The following is a 19,258-nucleotide window of genomic DNA, read 5'->3' on the forward strand; positions in this document are numbered from 1 at the left end:
AATGATTTAATGCTTGCTTTTACCGTAATCAAGTAAAAGAACAGCCTGCTATATAATAAGACCATTAACCTTATACTGCAAACTTTTACTAAAACCTGCCATGAAACGTAATACCTTCCTCCGCATTTTATCTGTAACGGGTGCTGTTTTAGCAAGCCCCGTTAGCAGTATTGCAAAAAGCTATACAATGCTTAGAGAAAAGGCCGGCTATAAAACAGATGCCGGTGCCGACCGCTTTCAAAAGCCCATTAACCTTTTCGATGGCGATACTTTTTATACCAAGGTATCTACCAAAGATACCGATGGCGATTTATATGTATACGAATCTTCGCGCGTAAAAAAGGGTGGGCCAAACCTTCATTTGCATTATGAGCAAGACGAATGGTGGTACATATTGGAAGGCGAGTTTGTAATTAAAGTGGGCGATACGATGCACCGCGTTAAACCGGGCGACAGCGTGTTTGGTCCGCGTGGGGTGCCACATGCGTTTTCAAAAGTGGGAGAGGGTGTCGGCCGCATGCTCACAACCTTTCAGCCGGCCGGTAAAATGGAAGAATGTTTTATAGCCATAAGCGAAGGCCAAATGAAAGGTAAATCGGAAGCCGAGCAGGACGAGTTTAGAAAACAACACGGCTTTGAACGCGTTGGACCACCAATTGATATTTTAAAAGCTTTTTAAGTTCAAAATACTCCCCCTATTAATCAACAGTTATGAAAGTTAGTAGTTTCAAGTTCATAGTAGTTTGTCTGTGCTGGTTGTGTGGTTTTAAAGCCTACAGCCAGCAAATAGACACCGTAAAAGAAAACACCGCCATACGGCAGCTCATTAAAAATTATGAAGATGCCTGGAACCGTCACGATCCTAAAGGCCTGGCCGATAATTACACCGTTGATGCCACCTGGGTAAATTGGTTTGGGGCTTACTATAAAGGGCGGGACGATATTCAGTTTCACTATAAACAGGTACATGATACTTATTTTAAGGCAACTCATTATTACACCCGTGCCGTTGAAGATATCACCTACACAAAGCCCGATGTGGCTATTTCACATGTGCGTACGGGGTTAGATAATGACGAACGTTTCCCCGGGCAAACGTTTGAGTTCAGGCGGATGATTATACTGGTAAAACGCGATGGTGTTTGGAAAATACTGGCGGGGCAAAATGCCAAACTGGAAAAAGGAATAAAGTAAAATGGATAAGAAACCAGATCAATTTAAACAGAAACTAAGCCTGTTTTACCTATGGCTTGTTCCATTAGCAACCTTTGCTATTGGTTTTGGGATAGGGCAGGTGAGTAGTAGTGTATTTGTACCTGCCTGGGTACTAAATGCCTGTTTAATGCTAACCGCCGCGTATAACCTGGGCGTACGCCGGCTTTGGAGCAACGGCGAACGGGGTAAGCAACAGGCTATTACCGCTTTGTTGCTGTTTACACCATGGTTAATGTTTTCCATGTTCGCGGGCATGGGGCGGCCGCCTTTAACGTTACAGGGCTGGGTTGATACAGCTGCCGAACAACAAACACGCTTCAGCATACTCATAGCAGGCGGCATTTTATTACTGTTAGGTGCCGCGCTCTTAAAAACACGATTGCAGGCCAAAGGCGAGAACCTATATTCGGTGCTGGCATTTACGGCCGTTAGTATAGCAATCCCGCTGTTTATCATCAATATGGCATTCTGGGGCTTTTACCTTACGGACGCGTTCCGGGCGTTTGTAACCAATCCGGGCGCAAAGCGTCCCGATTTGTATGTGCCTGAAAAAAGTTTATTTTATGTGATCAGCGTGGCCGAGGTCGCGTTAATTTACCTGGGGACTATGCTTTTCGCGGCTTCACTCAAGGTAATGGGTTTGTTTAGTGTGTCCGCTTTTCGTTGGTATACAGGCTGTGGTTTGATGGGTATTTTACTGGTACTCATACCGCCCACCTGGCCTGAGCCTTTCGGTACATTAGGTTACCTGGTTGCTATACCTGCTATTTCTTTTATAATGCCTTATTTAATAGGGATACATTTGTTAAGACCAGCAAAAAATTAATTGTTTAATAAATAGTAAGGATTAAAACCTTTGCAAGACTATTGACCTGTATAACAGGTAGCCGCTACGCGGCAAAAAACTCGGGAATATTGGAGAGCTACAAATAGGTAGCCGCTATGCGGCAGATTTGCGTGTAGGAATAGACAAGTGAACAAGTTTTGCCGGCTTAAATAAGCTCTTTAATTGCCGTATCCCAATATCTGTTTTTAGAAAGATACCTGTTCAAATTATATGCCGCATAGCGGCTACCTGTTTGTAGTGAGGTGCCCCACGCAAGTTATGCCGCATAGCGGCTACCTATAGAAAAGCGCGGCTACCGAAGAGCTCCAGCCTTGTGACCCGCATGCAAGGTAGGCTTCTAACAAAGTTACCCGCGCTCAAATACCCCGCAACTCTTTTGTGAAACGAATCATCGCAATAGGGATAGAAACGGATACCGGCCTGTGGCTAATGCCTTGCGCAGTATGAGTGCATAGCCCGGACCGCAGGTATTGCCATTTTAAATTCAAAATTCAAAAGTTAAAATTCAAAAAATGCTTTCGTCGGGGATGTTGTTTTGGAGTATATCAATTTGTCCAATATTCCATAATCTCCGAGGGTACATTCTATATCTTAATTTTTAAACTCCATAAACAAAGGAACAAAGCGACTGGCAGTGGGTTAAACTAAAGCACCATAACACATCCCCGCATTCGCGCGCTTTCCCCGCCGCACTCCTTCTCAAGAAGGGAGCTGGTGCGCGCCGATGCTTCAACAATAAAAAATCTCTCTTCTACACGTCCAATCCGCTGCTAAATACGTATTTCGTTTTGACAAACTTATAAGTTAAATTTGCACAAAAAATAAAAGAAAAATGTCATCAGTAGAGACGGTATATACCAAATACAAGGTAAAAGACTTTTCATTAGCCGAATGGGGTCGTAAAGAGATTGAATTGGCCGAAGCAGAAATGCCGGGCCTTATGGCATTGCGTGCCGAGTTTGGTGCAAGCAAGCCTTTAGCAGGCGCGCGTATTGCAGGTTGCTTACACATGACCATCCAAACCGCGGTATTAATTGAAACATTGATTGAACTGGGTGCCGAAGTTACCTGGTCGTCATGTAACATATTTTCAACCCAGGATCATGCCGCTGCCGCTATTGCTGCTGCCGGTACTTCTGTTTACGCCTGGAAAGGTATGAACGCCGAAGAATTTGACTGGTGTATTGAACAAACTTTATTCTTTGGCGAAGATCGCAAGCCATTGAACATGATCCTTGACGATGGTGGCGATTTAACCAATATGGTATTGGATAAATACCCTGAGCTGATTGCCGGTATTAAAGGTTTATCAGAAGAAACTACTACCGGTGTGCACCGTTTATATGAGCGTATGAAAGCAGGTACATTACCAATGCCGGCTATTAACGTTAATGACTCGGTTACCAAATCAAAATTTGATAACAAATATGGTTGCCGCGAATCGTTGGTTGACGCTATCCGTCGTGCAACTGACGTAATGATGGCCGGTAAAGTAGCTGTTGTTTGTGGCTATGGCGACGTAGGTAAAGGTTCTGCCGATTCGTTACGCAACTCTGGCGTACGTGTTATTGTTACCGAAATTGACCCTATCTGCGCTTTACAGGCAGCTATGGAAGGCTTTGAGGTTAAAAAATTAGGTACTGCTATTAAAGAAGCTGATATTGTGGTTACCGCTACAGGTAACAAAAACATTGTGCGCGAAGAGCATTTCCGTGCTTTGAAAGATAAAGCTATTGTTTGTAACATTGGTCACTTTGATAACGAGATTGACATGGCCTGGTTAAACGGCGCTTATGGCAATACCAAAATTGAAATTAAACCACAGGTTGATAAATATACTATCGATGGCAGCGACGTTATCGTTTTAGCTGAAGGTCGTTTGGTAAACTTAGGCTGTGCTACAGGGCACCCAAGCTTTGTAATGAGTAACTCATTCACCAATCAAACTTTGGCCCAGTTAGAGCTTTGGACAAACGGTTCGGCTTACAAAAACGAAGTTTACACCCTGCCAAAACACCTTGATGAAAAAGTTGCCCGCTTACATCTTGCCAAAATTGGCGTTGAACTGGAAGTTTTAGATCAGGATCAGGCCGATTATATCGGTGTAGCTGTTGCAGGTCCGTTTAAACCGGAGTACTACAGGTACTAAGTCAAAATTCAAAAGTAAAAATTCAAAAAGGCATGGTTTTACGACCGTGCCTTTTTTGTTGGAAATACTTTGTTAAAAAGTTAGTCATGCCGGATTTATTTTAACACCCACCCACTTTAGCTATTATAGCAGATTTAAAAGCATATTGCTAACTTTCCGGCCGATATTCTAAACACTTATGAAAGTTAATCCTAATGCCATAGCGCTGCTAAATGATTTTATACAACAAGATAAGTTTGTGGGCGATCCCGATGGCCTGTTTAATGGCTTGGCCGATCCTGAGTTAAAGCCGCAGTTTAACGCCTTAATAAACCAGGTAGCAGCCGATTTTTTAGACACTGTTAATAATGGACCAACCGAAGCTAAATTTTGCAGCGATATAGCCGCCGGTACCGCCCGGTTTGATGCCGAAATTGGCTATATGGACACTGAAGATCAGGAAATGGTATGCAATTACATTGAATCGATAATGGATTGTGTAAATCTTGAAAGCTCCAATGGTATATTAAATAATTGGGTTTACGGTGTTGATTTTGAGTAACAGCTATGCTGTTTTCTTGTACACACAACGTTACCGTTCCATAGCGATCACTTTTAGAAGACAACATTGAAATTTGGGGCTAAAGTCACCTCTCCTAATGTTCCCGCAAACCGTTGGCTAAAGCCAAAACGGCATTGAATTTTCAAAAATCAGACTTGAAAGCTATTTGGAAATTCATTGCCGTCCCATTTATGGGGCGGAAAAAGGAATAAGCAAGATGGCTTGAGCCTAAGCGAGTTATGAAATTCTAAAAGCGACCCCTGGCTACAGCTCCAGCCTTGTGGCCCTTATGCAAAGCGGGCGTCATGCTTTAAGATGGCTTTCATTTTATTGTGAACTAAAATTGGCCCCCCCCTCATCAAAAAAGTTTTTTTAAACACTATTGTTGTATTAGTTAATAAGTGTTTATATTTATACCAACCTAAATCAAATATCTGTGGGTATGATAAATGCAGCGCCCTGGCTGTTATTGTCTACTATGATTAGGTGCCTAATTAGCAAATAAACCTAATAATATCAAACCATCATGAGTATTGCATCATTACGTATTAACAAACAAAAAATGGGCGTGGCCGGTAGCACCGAAGAGTCGCCTTATTACGAACGACTGGTTAAATTAATACCGGGCGAAATCATTAGTATTTATGTTACGGGGCAGGGCGTTATCCCCAAAAACAACAACACGGCATTATGGGCATGGTCTGCAGCCTGCCTGGTTATGCTGGTAGTTTTGCGTGCCTATGGTACCCGCGGTGATACCGGCGGCGCAAGTAGTACGCCGCCGCAATGGTCAGCTGTATTCATCTCGGCCGTTTCCTTCATTATCTGGCTGTATACCTTGGGTGGCGTATTTGCTTCCTTGGCATTTTACCAGGCCTGGGTTGGCTCTTTGCTGGTAATCACCTGGACCTTCATTATCCCCTTTGTTTATAAAGGCGATTAAAATTCTGTTTTTAACAAATACCTTAAATCAATTGATATGAAAACAACAAAACCTAAGTTGCCGGTCAGCATTTCTGCCTGGCAGCAAGATCCTGGTTCGGGAGCGCAGCCCGATGGCGGCCCAATGATCCAGATTAATGAGCCAAAACTAAGCGCGGGTACTTTGCCCACTAAAATATCAAATCCTTCAAAGGCACCTGCCGCAAAGGTTTACTCGCCGGGTACGGCCGAATTTCGTTACTGGGCTGCCGCGGCTGCGCTTGAACGCGCCTCTACTTATTGGGGAGCCTTGTTGCCGGGCGTTCAATGGCAGGTAGGGAAGGTACTGCCGGTAGATCTTTACCACGGCGAAGACTTTAACGCTTATTATGATCGTGTAGGCCTGCGCTTTTTTCAGGGGCAGGTAGGTTCGCGTACGGTTTACTCTGGCGAAAGCCCCGATATTGTTTGTCACGAACAGGGGCACGCCACTTTGGATGCCATTAAACCACAGCTTTGGGATGCCGCCAGTATTGAAATAGGCGCCTTTCATGAGTCGTTTGGCGATATGAGCGCTATTTTGTGCGCCTTGCAGGTGCCCAGCTTGCGTCATGATGTACTGGCCGAAACCAGTTATTCGCTATACGCTAATTCGAGCCTGTCTCGCCTGGCCGAGCAATTGGGATGGGCCATAAGGCAGGGGCACCCTACCCTGGTTGAACCGGATTGCTTGCGCAATGCCGTAAACGCGTTTTTTTACCGCGACCCTAACACGTTGCCTTCAAACGCCCCCGCAACCAGTTTATCATCAGAGCCGCACTCATTTTCACGCGTGTTCACCTCTGCTTTTTTTGAAGGCCTTGCCCGTATGTTCCACACACTACCCGCACAGGATGAACCTAATTTATTGCAGGTAAGTATTGATATGGGTAAAATACTGATTGCCGGCATCCGCGCGGCATCGGTAGTATCTACCTTTTATAGCCAGGTTGCGGTTAAAATGATTGCCGCTGCAAGCTCACTTTTTCCAGGTCCATATTCAGATGCGCTCAAGGGTTCATTTGTTAAACACGGTATCATTTCGGCAGCAAGCAGTCAAAGCATTACCCAGCAAGTTACCACAAGTATTGCAGCCATGGTTGAACCTATGACTGAAAGCCACGATTTGCCTAAGATGGCGATATCCGTATCGGAATATGGTTTGGGCAGCGAGTCGATCATGGTACACTCGGCAGTGGAGCCTAAGCGGTTTAATATTACAGGTGCCGCCCTTGATGTTGGTCCGTTGCAACCTGTTTCTGAAGAGTTACAGGCAAAGGCGTTTTTGGAAGACCTGATACGGCGAGGCAAACTTAAAAACCCTAAGCAGCCCGACCCTGTTTACACGGTAAAAAGTATAACCGGCAGCGCCCCCCCGGTACACTATCACCACACACATGAATTGGTGGCCGAAGGCGATGTAATGGTACTAAAAAGGATGCGTATTGATTGTGGCTTAAAGCATATGTAAAGGTATGTTTAAAAACAAAAATATCATGGCTTGAACCCGGCGCAGACAACTCACCCCGACGAGGCTACGCCCGTCTTCCCCTCTCTCCGGCTTCGCCGCATAGAGGGGCGGGAAGATTTGGTCTTATTTTTTCTTCCACCCTCTTTGCGGCTTTAGCCGGAGAGAGGGTGGTCCAGCGAAGCGTAGACCGGGTGAGTCATAGCCAGCGTTTAAGCGAGCGCCTGTCTAAAACCAATGGGTTATTGCTGCGTTGCTCTTTATAGAGGTGCGAGCTTTGCTTTTTTACAACTTTTAAGGTTTCATCCAATTTATATATCTTTACTATACCATGAGGGCAGCCGGTAATCCGGCTGCCTTTTTAAAAGCAGCCGCCATGCAAAACGACATTAAAGAGCAGCTCAAGCAAAAAGGCTATGAAATGCTGAATTATACCCAGGAAGCAGACGGCAGCTTAGCCGTAAACGCTAATAAGCTGCACCCGGTGACCCTTGCCGATGATAAGCAGTATTATATTCCTATCCCGCTTAGTTTACAGGTACACGTTGATGCCCACGACAAAATTACCGCGCTAAATAGTCAGGAGGACGAAAAATCCCTTGAAAGCGATGCCGATCATTTTGTACGTAACCTGGCCGATAATCAGGAAATAGGCGGCGACGGACTTTCATCCGTACCGAACGCCACCCATCATGTGGATATCAATGAGGATGGTTTACCCGTTATCAGAAAAAAAAGAAGCAGGATGTTTTAATTTATGGAGTAAGGATGTAAGGACAAAGGAGCAAGGATTTTGAACCTGGTATTCTATTAGCTTCTTAAGTCTTTCCCTTTTTCCTCGGCCTTCGGTCCTTATTCTTTCGTCCTTCCATCCTTACTCCAAGCGCAGCTGTCTTAATTCTTGACTCTTATCTCTTGATTCTCCTCCCCAAAGTTTGTTTTTTTAATTTATTATTCTACATTTGTAGAGTAAATTCTAAATTCATAGAGCAATATGAAACTAACCAAGACCGAAGAACAATTAATGGAACTTATTTGGGCCAAAAAAGAAATTTTCATGAAGGATATTATCGACGATTATCCCGAACCCAAGCCGGCCACCACCACCATTGCCACCTTACTTAAGCGGATGCAAAACAAGGGCTTTGTAGCGTATAACCTCATGGGCAATTCAAGACAATATTACGCGCTGGTAAAAAAGGAAGATTATTTTTCAAAGCATGTAAAATCATTGATCAATGATTTCTTTGGCAGTTCGGCCTTGCAGTTCGCTTCTTTTTTTACCAAAGAAACCAACCTCACCACCACCGAACTGGAAAGCCTTAAAAAAATTATTGACGACCAGATAGAAAGGAGCAAAAAATGATCTCTTACCTTTTAAAATTTGTAGCCTGCTCGGGATTGCTGCTGTTTATATATCATTTGCTGTTAAAAAATAAGGCCATGTACCACTTTAACAGGGGCTATTTGCTGGCGGCTGTAATGTTTGCCTTAGCGGTGCCTTTTATTACTATTGAGCAGCGCCCTTCGTTATTTATGCCGGCCGCTGTAACCATGCAGCAACAGGTTATGGTAATACAGGATGTTGTTATGCCAAAGACCGATATGCGCCCGGATATACCCATAACTAACGCACCAACCATTAATTGGGGTTTTATATTATTTATAACTTATACCCTTATTACAGGATTATTACTGGTTAGGTTTCTTAAAAACCTGTACAATATTTGGCAGGCCATAGTCAAAAATATTAATGTGAATTATGGCAGGCAAAGCCTGGTGCTGGTACCTGACAAAGTAATGCCCCATACTTTTTTTAACTATATTTTTTTGAATGATGCCGATTACCGCGGCGGAGAAATTGCTGTAATTATATTGAAACATGAACTGGCTCATGCGCGGCAATCTCATTCGGCCGATGTTCTTTTCATGGAGCTGATACAGGTATTTTGCTGGTTTAATCCTTTTATAATATTCTACCGCAGGGCCATTCAACTTAATCACGAATTTTTGGCCGACGAAGCGGTACTTAACAATAACGCAGATATCAGGGCTTACCAATATTTACTCCTCAACAGCCTGGGCGATAACGCGGGCCTGGGCATAACCAGTCAGTTTAACTATTCACTAACCAAAAAACGTTTAATCATGATGACTAAAAAAACATCGGCCTTAACTGCTGTATTAAGCAGCCTGGCAATTTTTACTATGATGGGTGCGGCCTTTGTGCTGTTTTGCAACATGGTAAGCAGCGATAAGCAGCCTAAACCCAGAGTTGGTAAACTTAGTAACATAGTTATTTACAAAGGTGGCGACACTTTACAACCTGTAAAATGGCCTCAGCTGATAGTACCCGATTATCCTAAATATCCGCACAGCAAAGAAGGAGTTGCGCAAACAGCTGTTGATGAGTACACGGCCCTGGTAAACAAATACCTTAAGGATTTAAATGCGCATAAACCCAGCCAGATCAAGGTTACACCAACAGATAGAGCCCGGATGATAGATATTTTTAAACATATGAGCATCGCACAGCAACAACAACAGCGTATTGGTTTTATGCTGCCATCACCGCCGCTGCCGATGTCTAAAGTGACGCAAGCGGAATTGAACGCTTTTAAGGACCCTAAAAAATTCGGTGTATGGCTTAACGATAAGCATATCAACAACGCCGACCTGGCAAATTATAAACCTGCCGATTTTATGCAATTGTTTGTAAGCAGGTTAACGCCCCACGCTATCAATTACAAATATTACCATTACCAGGTTGACCTTATGACAACAGATCATTATGCAACCTACCTTAAACAAACTCTCGCCGAACGTAACGAAAGCAGGATGTTTACCAGGAGCGTACCGGCGGTATTTTAGGTTAAAGGCGAAAGCTGAAAAGTTCTGCTTCATATTAATCAAAAGGGCATGGTTTTAAACCGTGCCTTTTTGTTAAACGATATATGGGTAAACGCACAAGCATATTATGCCTATATATCTGTCACAAATCAGTTACAATCCCACCCTCTCTCCCTCGCTTTCCTTAAAAATCCATAATATTAGGTTCGTAATTAATATTATAATATTAAACTTTTAAGTAATACCGACTGACCATGATTAAACCTTTAAAAAGCGCGTTAATGCTGCCCGCGGTGGCGTTGATATCGCTTTCGGCAATGGCCCAAACTACCGGCGGGCAGCCCAAACTTGTTGAAAAAGTAACCCGCAAGGGCACCGAGCTGGTGATTCCCTTTGAAAAATATGTATTGCCAAACGGCTTAACCGTGATACTGGCCGAAGATCATTCGGACCCGCTGGTGCATGTGGATATTACCTACCACGTAGGTTCGGCAAGGGAAGAGATTGGCAAATCGGGCTTCGCGCACTTTTTTGAGCACATGATGTTCCAGGGTAGCGATCACGTGGCCAATGGCGATCACTTTAAAATTATTACCGAAGCCGGTGGTACCCTTAACGGATCAACCAACCGGGATCGTACCAATTACTTTGAAACGGTACCCGCCAACCAACTGGAAAAAATGCTTTGGCTGGAAAGCGACCGCATGGGCTTTTTGCTTGATGCCGTTACGCAGCAAAAATTTGAAGTACAACGCGCTACCGTAAAAAACGAACGCGGTCAAAACTATGATAACCGTCCTTATGGTCTGTCGAGCGAATACACTTCTAAAACTTTGTACCCTTACGGGCACCCATACTCGTGGTTAACCATCGGCTATATTGAGGAGTTGAACAAGGTTGGCGTTAATGATTTAAAGAACTTCTTTTTGCGCTGGTATGGGCCTAACAATGCTACCATCACTATTGGCGGCGATTTAGATCCTAAACAAACACTGGCCTGGGTAACCAAATATTTTGGTGGTATTCCGCGTGGCCCGGTGGTTAAAAACATGAGTTTGCCCGCGCCGGTATTAACTGCCGATAGGTATGTATCGTACACGGATAACTACGCTAAATTGCCTTTGCTGGCTATTACTTATCCTGGCGTAAAGGTTTATGATAAAGATATGTCGGCATTGGATGCCCTGTCAGAAATTATCGGGCAGGGGCGTAATTCCATCCTGTATAAAAACCTGGTGAAAACCCGCAAGGCGGCACAAGCTTCCATGAGTTCGTCAAATACCGAACTGGCCGGCGAAATTGGCATCCGTGTATTGCCTTTCCCGGGCCTTACGCTGGCGGATGCTAAAAAAACAGTGGATGAAGCTTTTGCCGAATTTGAAAAAACCGGCGTAAGCGATGAGGCCCTTACCCGCTTTAAGGCAAGCTCCGAAGCTAACTATATCAACAGCCTATCCAGCGTGAGCGGCAAGGCATCTGAACTGGCCCAGGCCCAATACTTAACCGGCGAACCAAACCAGATTGGCCGCGAGCTGGCCGATATCCGCGCGGTAACCAAAGAGGATGTAATACGCGTGTATAACAAATACATTAAAGGCAAACCTGCCGTAATATTAAGTGTATTGCCCAAAGGTGGCACTATACAACCTGTAGCACCAGATAATTATACCATTAATACCACTGGGTACAAAGCACCCGATTATGGTTACAACGGCTTAACCTATCACAAAGCGACAGATAACTTTGATCGTTCGGTTAAACCTGGTGTAGGTGCAAACCCGGCTATTAAAGTGCCGGCCATATGGAATGCCACTACGCCAAATGGCATCAAAATCATCGGTACGCAAAATAACGAGATCCCATCGGTATCCATGTCAATTACCATTAAAGGTGGCGGCTTATACGCGGTTAATAACCCGGCAAAAGCAGGCCTGGCCGGTATGGTAGCCCGTATGATGAACGAGGAAACCAAAAACTACACTGCCGAGCAGTTCTCGTCAGAACTGGATAAGCTGGGCAGCGATATCAGCGTGTACGCCGGCAATGAAGATATTACGGTAAACGTATCGTCGCTAACCAAAAATCTGCCGAAAACCATGCAGTTGTTGCAGGAAAAACTGCTGAGCCCTAAGTTTACCCAGGATGCTTTAGACAGGCTTAAAAAACAAACCATTGAGGGTTTAAAACAAGCCAAAACACAACCGGCAGGGGTAGCTTCATCGGTATACAATAAAATTCTTTACGGTACCGATAATGTACGCACCTACGCCACCGGCGGTAATGAAGAAACCGTTGCAGCCATTACCCTGCAGGACGTGCAGGACTATTACGATAACTACTTTACCCCAACAGAAACCCGCATTGTTGTTGTTGGCGATGTTAACGAAGGTACAGCACGCGGTCAGTTAGCGTTTTTAAACTCATGGGCTGCCAAAAAAGTAACTATCCCTACCCCGGCAGGTGGCAAAAGCTTTGATAAAACCACGCTTTACCTGGTTGATATCCCCGGCGCTGCACAATCCGAAATAAGGATTGGTTACCTGGATGGCCTTAACTATGATGCCACCGGTGAGTATTACAAATTGGGCATAGCCAACTACATTTTAGGTGGTGCTTTTAACAGCCACATTAACCTTAACCTGCGCGAAAAACGCGGGTGGACCTACGGTGCCCGCTCGGGCTTTTCATCGGGCAAATTTGGTGGTGATTTCACCGCGTCGGCAGGTGTGCTGGCTACCGCTACAGACAGCTCGGTAGTTGAGTTTATGAAAGAGATCCGCAACTATCGCCAAAACGGTATTACGCCCGAGGAGTTGAAATTTACCCAAACCTCGATAGGCCAAAGCGATGCCCGCCGTTATGAAACCAACGCCCAAAAAGCGGCCTTTCTATCGCGCATCCTCGATTACGATTTGAAGCCAACCTATGTTGACGAGCAAAACAAAATCCTATCAACCATTACCCCGGCAGAAATTAACGCGCTGGCCACCAAATACCTCGATACCGATAAAATGGTGATCCTGGTAGTGGGAGATAAAGTCCGCATACTGCCCGGTCTGCAAAAATTAGGCTATCCCATTGTGGAGCTTGATGCAGACGGAAAGCCGAAGCAATAAGCAAGGGTTACAATTACTGCAAAAGCCTCTCTGAACTTTTTCGGGGAGGCTTTTTTGTGGGGATGGGTTGCCAGGGTCAAGGTTCGGGGGTGCGAGGTTAGGGAAGAAACCGGAAAAACAAAAGTCATGCTGAATAATGAGATTCGCGAATTCTGAAAGAGCGAATCACATTGCCAAAAACGGGTCATGCTGAGCCTGTCGAAGCACGCGGGCAAAGGCCTCTACGCGCGACCCTTCGACAGGCTCAGGGTGACAGTCCCCCTTTTTTAACAGAAGTCATGCTGATTTATTTCAGCACCCCGCAGGGCAGATAAACATCATGTGTTTTAAAAAGCTCCCTTCTTGAGAAGGGGTGCGGCAGGGACGTGCGGGAATGCGGGGATGTGTTTACGGCAGTAAGGCAACCCCGATTGATTAACCCTTATCTCTTCTTAACATTAATACCAGCAAAATCCTCCGCCTTGGTAAAATACTCCAACCCCAAAATCAACAAGGTCGAGGTAACAAAATTTACCTTTTGAATAATAGGCAACAAGTCCCAATTACTGGTGCCCCACAGGTAAACCCCATAGTAAAAAAGCAATACACAAATAACGCACAGCAATTTAAACAGCTGAAGCTTTGTTTTGAAAATAATAACCGTAATGCAGATGATACAAGTCCAAAACAGTGACGACGAAATAATCAGCATTAAATCGTGCAGGTGGGTTACCGTTAAAAAAGTAAAAGGAACATTGGCCAAACCGCCATACTTTATAATGAAGGCCGCGTTTTTATCGGGTATTTTGTTGGCCATGTTTACAAAAAACATAGCATAACTAACCGGGAACAAAATCATGCCGAGGTAAGCCCAAACCGTAGCCGGGTTTTCGGCACCACTTAAAGCCCTTTCGGCAAACAGGTTACTGATAAAGTTTTTGCCCCAGCTAAAACCAACGGTAGTTTCATCAAACCTTGTACCGCCGGGATAAAGCCAGATAGCTATCGCCATAAAAACACAGGAAACTATTATCCCTATTAAAACTGCATATTTTTTAAGCATTAGGTTCGGCGCGATGATTTATAATTGGGAATAAGATGCAATAGGAGGGGTTATGTTACAGGGGTGGGATGAAACTTTAATGGGTAGCCATATTGCCCAGCATTTTGACTTTTGAATTTTAGCTTTTGAATTTGAAAATGGCAATACCTGCGGTCCGGGCTATGCGCTCATACGCCCGCAAGGCCTTAGGCTATTGGCCGGTATCCGCTACTATCCCTATTGCGAAACCCCGTTAAACAAAAACACCCTGATGTGGTTAAACATCCGGGTGGGTTAGCGTATACTTAGCATGTTGGGCACGCGCGGCACGCGTGCGCCTGCTGAGGCAGACATATGCAGAACTTGATCAATCCATCTTGGACAAAGTCGTTTCTATCCAAAAACTCCCTGATGGGGATAAAAGTCACATCATGTATTCTATTGACGGCCTTATCCAGCATGCCAAAACAAAATTGGCTTATAAATAACAAGGCCCGGCATCACGGCCAGGCTCTGTTTATTTTACAACATTACTTTTATCTAATTCAACTGTAGTTACAAACTACAAGCATAGCCGTTCGAAGTCGGAGACATTCGAACAGCGGAAGACTACAAACAACTGGAATGCGCGAGGCACCTTTCCGTTTCAGAGGACGCGGCAATGCGCTGGGAGCGGGGCAAGCCCGTTGCCTATCCAGATACAAAAAACTCATCGAAGATGTGTGGCTACAGTTGCCAAACCGTCAACCCCAACACCCTGTATAGGGTGTTTTTTATTAGCCGTTCGTTCAGTGACATTCAAACAACGGGACGCTACGAACGACAGCGAAGGTATTCCCGCCGGGTTGTCGCTATCACAATTGCGCTCGCTCGGCTTACTGCTTTGCACCCTATTTTCATATCGCTGCACATCCCCTTCAGTTCGCTTATTTATAAAGAAAATTCCTTAAAAAGAGAACCCCCCCACCTAACGAAAATAGCGGGACAAGCAAGAATATACAGAATAATACACAAATTTTAAAGTTGCTGTATATATACTTTCTCTCCATTTCAAGTATCACTGAGCTATATTTTTCGTGACGATATCTTCTGCTTAAGAAGACATTAACCGATATAAAAGAAAGCGAAATGGCTAAAAAAACTACAAACTTGCTGTGGTTAACAAGTTGCTTACTTATCATAAGCATATAAAATGAAAAAAACAATGCCAAAAATATATTACAAATCATCCATGAAACTGTATTGATACTCCTTCTCGTAAAATTTTTTGAATCTAGATTTTTGGTTATAACCAAAAATTTGTGCGTAATAAACAACATAAAATCCACTAACATAATTTAATTTTTATCAAAAATATTCTGTTCAATTGATTTCCCGTTGTAGGCCCACGAACCGAGCTCTACTGCTCCATATACTAGAGCACCTCCAAGAACGATAGGATTAGCAGAAAATATTAATGACGCACCCCATACAGCCGTTCCTGTCCAAAATCCCACATGGTCGCCTGTTGTCAGCTTGGCCTTAGAATCGGTTAATTTACTGAAATAAATATATGTATTTAACGCCTGCCCGGCATACCCAGTATACTTACCGATAGTATTAATGTATCCCACCGTTTCTCTCAATGCATCGGCAGTACGCTGAGTTCCAAATCCGAGCACTCTAGCCAATAGTTTCGGCCCCTGACCATTTTCAAATTGCCTAATTGCTTGAATTCCAATTCCGCTGCTACCAAAAAGGACGGTACCCATATTTGATATCTGGCTTAAACCGTCAAGCGGGTTAAAACTGGGTGGCGACGAATTCTGATTGGCGTAAGAATTGCCCCCAAGGCCTGGATACATGTCTCCTCTTTGATGAGCATCGATTGTGACGGTATGGCTCGACGTCCTATATCCGATGCCATTCGATGCATCAGGATCGCCAATCAGGACGGTAGTTTGATAACTAACACTGTACAATCCGCTATAGGCTTTGGAGTTTTGGCCGGAGCCTCCAAAAAAACCATGAGCTGATGCAATTTGGTTGTATATGTCAGTATACAGCGTCGGGCCTCCCGCACCCTGTTGCTGAAGCTGAGCAGCCACCGACATGGCTTCGCTTGTCACCTGCATCCACTCATTAAAATCGTCAACAGGGTTTGACGAGTGCTGCCTTGGTATTGCGTAATCGCTTGCTCCTCCGCCGGTGAGGTCCCCCATCGGGTCATTAAACACAACGGGATTGTTGTTACTGTATTGGTAAGGTGTTAACTCACCGGTAGCCTCCGCCATCGGGTCTGCACCAACCCACCTGGCAATCGCCGGGTCATAGTTCCTGTAGAAGGTTTGGTAGTAATCCGGCAGGGTGGCATAGTCCCTCTGCCACTCACTACCTCCATTGTAAAGCTGTTTGTTGTCCATAGTGGGCATAGCTACCGGGCTGCCCGGCATGATCAGCCCGCTGGCGTAGTAGCTGTTCTCCTGCCGCACAACCGCCACCCCGCTGCCGTTGTCCTCGAAGCTGACGCGGGCGTTGCCCTGCTGGTCGCTGATGACGTATTCGGGTTTCAAAGAACTGCCGATGTTGCGCACCCTGCCCTCCGGCATGGGCAGGTAGCTGATGGTGCCGTTCAAATATACGAAACCATCTATGTAATCGGTAGTGGTTGTAAGCGCGCTGTTGTCGTACTGTCGCTTGCGGATCAGCTGCCCGGCTCCGTCGTACGTATAGTCGATATACCTGCCCGTGGCTGCCCAGGTGAACGTGATTTTATCAATCCGGTTGAGAACATTGTAAGGTCCGAAAGTAAGTCCTTTATAGGGGTCGCCTGTCAGGTTGCCATTGCCGTCATAGGTATAGCTTAAGGTCGATCCCGTATAGTTACGAAACCCTGCCGTATAATTTGCCCCCGTGCCGTCGGTTACCGTTTTCAGCTGGTTGGCATTGCTGGGGTCATAAGTGAAAACGAGGTTGTCCACCTGCGTGTAGGTTCCCGAACCCTGCGTGGTGGCGTTACGCTGCAGGAGGCTGATATTGCCGTTCTCGTCATACCCATTGACAGCTTCGTCCCAGCCATGCGTCGCGGTGAAGGCAGAGGTGGCTCCGGCAGCCCTTTCCTTGTAAGCGGCCGAAACGTAGCGGCCGGCCTGGTCGTAGGCATACACATAGCCCCTCTCGCTGCTGCTGTTGCCCCCCGCATCCTTGCTCATCCATTTCACCGAGTTGGGCCGCCCGTTGTAATAGCCCGTGCTGCTGAGGTTGCCGTCATTGCCGTCATAATACAGCTGCATGCCAAAAAGATCGTTGCCGTCGTCATTCAGCACGCCGTCATTGCTCAGCTTGCTGTTATTGATACTGGTGAGCTGCCCCCGTATGTTGAAGCGGTAGTCAACCGACTGCAGCCAGCTGGTCAGAGCGGCGTTGCCCCCGAGCTTCTTGTCGACCACCTGCCCAAGCTCGTTGTAGCTGTAGCTTGCTATATGCTGTACGGCCCCGCCGTTGTAAACCTGGTCTACGGTGTTCACGCGGTTCCGGTGGTCGTACGTCAGGCTGGTGAGCACGGTTTGCGTATTGGCTGCGCCCGCGCCGGTAACCTTGGCTACACTGGTTTTGTTAATCACGCCCGTAAAGGGGTCAAGGATGACGGTCTGGTTGTCGGTAAGTACATCCTGGCTGTAGTTCAGCTGGTTATTGCTGCGTGTCTGGATCAGGTGGCCCTTATCGTCATAAAACATCACCCTTAGCAGCCATACGCTTAGGCCGGAGCCAACAGAGGCGGTACGCGTCATGGTAGGCACGCCTTTCATGGGCAGGGCGGTTTGCGCGCTTTCGCCGGTAATACTTTGGGTAGCGTAGGCAAACGGCGCGCTGCCGTCCCGTTTCAGGTCGTAGTCCTCGAAATAGCTGAAGGCCAGCGGGACGTTGGCGGAAGTGCCGCTAACCGGGAAGGAGTTGTTGGTATAATAACCGGTTGCTGGGGCATTGGCCCGGCTCTCGTACCAATAGGTACTGTAGAGGGCCAGTCCAGACACATAGGCCTGAATGGTCGTGTTGTCATACCCGGTATTGGTGTAAATCCCCTGGCTTATTGCCCTTCCCTTTGCATCGTACTTGATGTAGTTCCACTGGTGGTTGGCGGCCATGTTGTTGTCCTGCGTCAGGACGGGACGGTTGAGCGGGTCGTAGACAATAGTAAGCGTACCCCGCGATGGAATTACTTTTTTAACCACCCGGCCCAGGTTATCGTAAAAATACTGGTGCAGCAGGCTGGCCACCGCCGGGGTGCTTAAGGTATAGCTGCTGTTGGGAATAAGTAGCGCCGTGGCTTTGGGAGGCACCACGTAACTAACCATCCCGGCGTTGTTGTAAATATAGTAGGTATCGTAGTTAACCGAACTGCTGAATACCTGCCGTTTCAATACGGTGCGCCCCGCGTTGTCGGTATAAGTCAGGTTTGTCAGGCCGTCCTCGTCAACGCCGCTAACTACCGATAGCAGATTTGCGCCGTAGTTGCCCTGGTTGCTGCCATCGGGCCCCCACATGATAATGTTGCCATCGGCCGTGGAGCTGTTACTGCGGTAGCTGAGCGTTTTGTAATGGCTGCCGCCAACGCCGGGCTGAAAGCCGCTGCCAACCAAACCCGAATTCAATAAACGTTGAAGCGGGCTGTTTTCAAATACCTGCTGGCTGAAGGGCGAGGTGTCGTCGGCAACCTTGTCGCCGGTGCCGTTGTTGTAATAGGCAGCCTGGTCGTTAACCGCGTTGACCCGGTAGCTGCCAATGGCGTCGCCGCTCCCGCCGGCATATGGCAGGTAGTTTTTGGTTGCGCGGCCCAGGTTGTCATATGCCGCCGGCTGGATGATATCCACCTGGGAATGGCTTGCCTGGACATCTACCGTCTGGATAGGGCGCCCTAACTGGTCAAGATAGACCCGTTTGGTCTCCTTTTGGGTTAAAGGCAGCGCGCCGATCTGCTCATCGGTAGTTACGTTGGACTTTTTGATCACGTCCTGCTGCACAAAACCGCTGATTTGGGCATAGGCCCCGTAGTTGACAGCCCCTGCTAATGACATAAACAGCGCTATGATAGGTTTTTTAAGGTTTTTCATC

Annotated in this window: 13 protein-coding genes; 11 read left to right on the plus strand and 2 right to left on the minus strand. The window is 46.1% G+C overall.

Features of this window, described 5'->3' with window-relative positions:
* Positions 1-100 precede the first annotated feature (100 nt).
* The 11 genes from QWZ17_RS11785 (at position 101) to QWZ17_RS11835 (ending at position 13,146) form a co-directional block, all read left to right on the plus strand.
* Positions 101-679 carry a cupin domain-containing protein gene (locus tag QWZ17_RS11785; protein ID WP_290305413.1) on the plus strand — a complete coding sequence of 193 codons (579 nt, stop codon included), beginning with the start codon at positions 101-103 and terminating at the stop codon, positions 677-679.
* 32 nt (positions 680-711) lie between these two features.
* Positions 712-1,194 carry an SgcJ/EcaC family oxidoreductase gene (locus QWZ17_RS11790; protein ID WP_290305414.1) on the plus strand — a complete coding sequence of 161 codons (483 nt, stop codon included), beginning with the start codon at positions 712-714 and terminating at the stop codon, positions 1,192-1,194.
* Between the two features lies 1 nt (position 1,195).
* A complete protein-coding gene (locus QWZ17_RS11795; RefSeq protein WP_290305415.1) occupies positions 1,196-2,041 on the plus strand; it encodes a hypothetical protein in 846 nt (281 codons plus the stop codon).
* 853 nt (positions 2,042-2,894) lie between these two features.
* The gene (gene ahcY / locus QWZ17_RS11800) at positions 2,895-4,211 is read left to right on the plus strand and encodes an adenosylhomocysteinase (protein ID WP_290305416.1); all 1,317 of its coding nucleotides are present in this window, start codon (positions 2,895-2,897) and stop codon (positions 4,209-4,211) included.
* Between the two features lie 178 nt (positions 4,212-4,389).
* Entirely contained in the window at positions 4,390-4,752 is a 363-nt protein-coding gene (locus QWZ17_RS11805) for a DUF4844 domain-containing protein (RefSeq protein ID WP_290305417.1), read from the plus strand.
* Between the two features lie 526 nt (positions 4,753-5,278).
* On the plus strand, positions 5,279-5,695 hold the full coding sequence (locus QWZ17_RS11810; protein ID WP_290305418.1) for a hypothetical protein: 417 nt from the start codon (positions 5,279-5,281) through the stop codon (positions 5,693-5,695).
* Between the two features lie 36 nt (positions 5,696-5,731).
* Positions 5,732-7,183 (plus strand): gluzincin family metallopeptidase, encoded by a 1,452-nt coding sequence (locus QWZ17_RS11815; protein ID WP_290305419.1) that lies wholly within the window; start codon positions 5,732-5,734, stop codon positions 7,181-7,183.
* Between the two features lie 328 nt (positions 7,184-7,511).
* Positions 7,512-7,934 (plus strand): hypothetical protein, encoded by a 423-nt coding sequence (locus QWZ17_RS11820; RefSeq protein ID WP_290305420.1) that lies wholly within the window; start codon positions 7,512-7,514, stop codon positions 7,932-7,934.
* A 240-nt stretch (positions 7,935-8,174) separates the two neighbouring features.
* Positions 8,175-8,546 (plus strand): BlaI/MecI/CopY family transcriptional regulator, encoded by a 372-nt coding sequence (locus tag QWZ17_RS11825; protein ID WP_290305421.1) that lies wholly within the window; start codon positions 8,175-8,177, stop codon positions 8,544-8,546.
* The gene (locus QWZ17_RS11830; RefSeq protein WP_290305422.1) at positions 8,543-10,051 is read left to right on the plus strand and encodes a M56 family metallopeptidase; all 1,509 of its coding nucleotides are present in this window, start codon (positions 8,543-8,545) and stop codon (positions 10,049-10,051) included. The genes QWZ17_RS11825 and QWZ17_RS11830 overlap by 4 nt, the downstream gene beginning before the upstream one ends.
* A gap of 233 nt (positions 10,052-10,284) precedes the next feature.
* Entirely contained in the window at positions 10,285-13,146 is a 2,862-nt protein-coding gene (locus tag QWZ17_RS11835) for a M16 family metallopeptidase (RefSeq protein WP_290305423.1), read from the plus strand.
* 421 nt (positions 13,147-13,567) lie between these two features.
* On the opposite strand, the gene QWZ17_RS11840 is transcribed toward QWZ17_RS11835, so the two are convergent.
* Together QWZ17_RS11840 and QWZ17_RS11845 are read right to left on the minus strand one after the other, a co-directional pair.
* Positions 13,568-14,137, minus strand: coding sequence for a hypothetical protein (locus QWZ17_RS11840; RefSeq protein ID WP_290305424.1), 570 nt, complete (start codon positions 14,135-14,137; stop codon positions 13,568-13,570).
* A 1,367-nt stretch (positions 14,138-15,504) separates the two neighbouring features.
* Entirely contained in the window at positions 15,505-19,257 is a 3,753-nt protein-coding gene (locus QWZ17_RS11845) for a DUF6443 domain-containing protein (protein WP_290305425.1), read from the minus strand.
* Between the last annotated feature and the right edge of the window lies 1 nt (position 19,258).

The organism is Mucilaginibacter flavus (assembly GCF_030409315.1).
In the GTDB taxonomy this organism is placed as follows: Bacteria; Bacteroidota; Bacteroidia; order Sphingobacteriales; family Sphingobacteriaceae; genus Mucilaginibacter; species Mucilaginibacter flavus.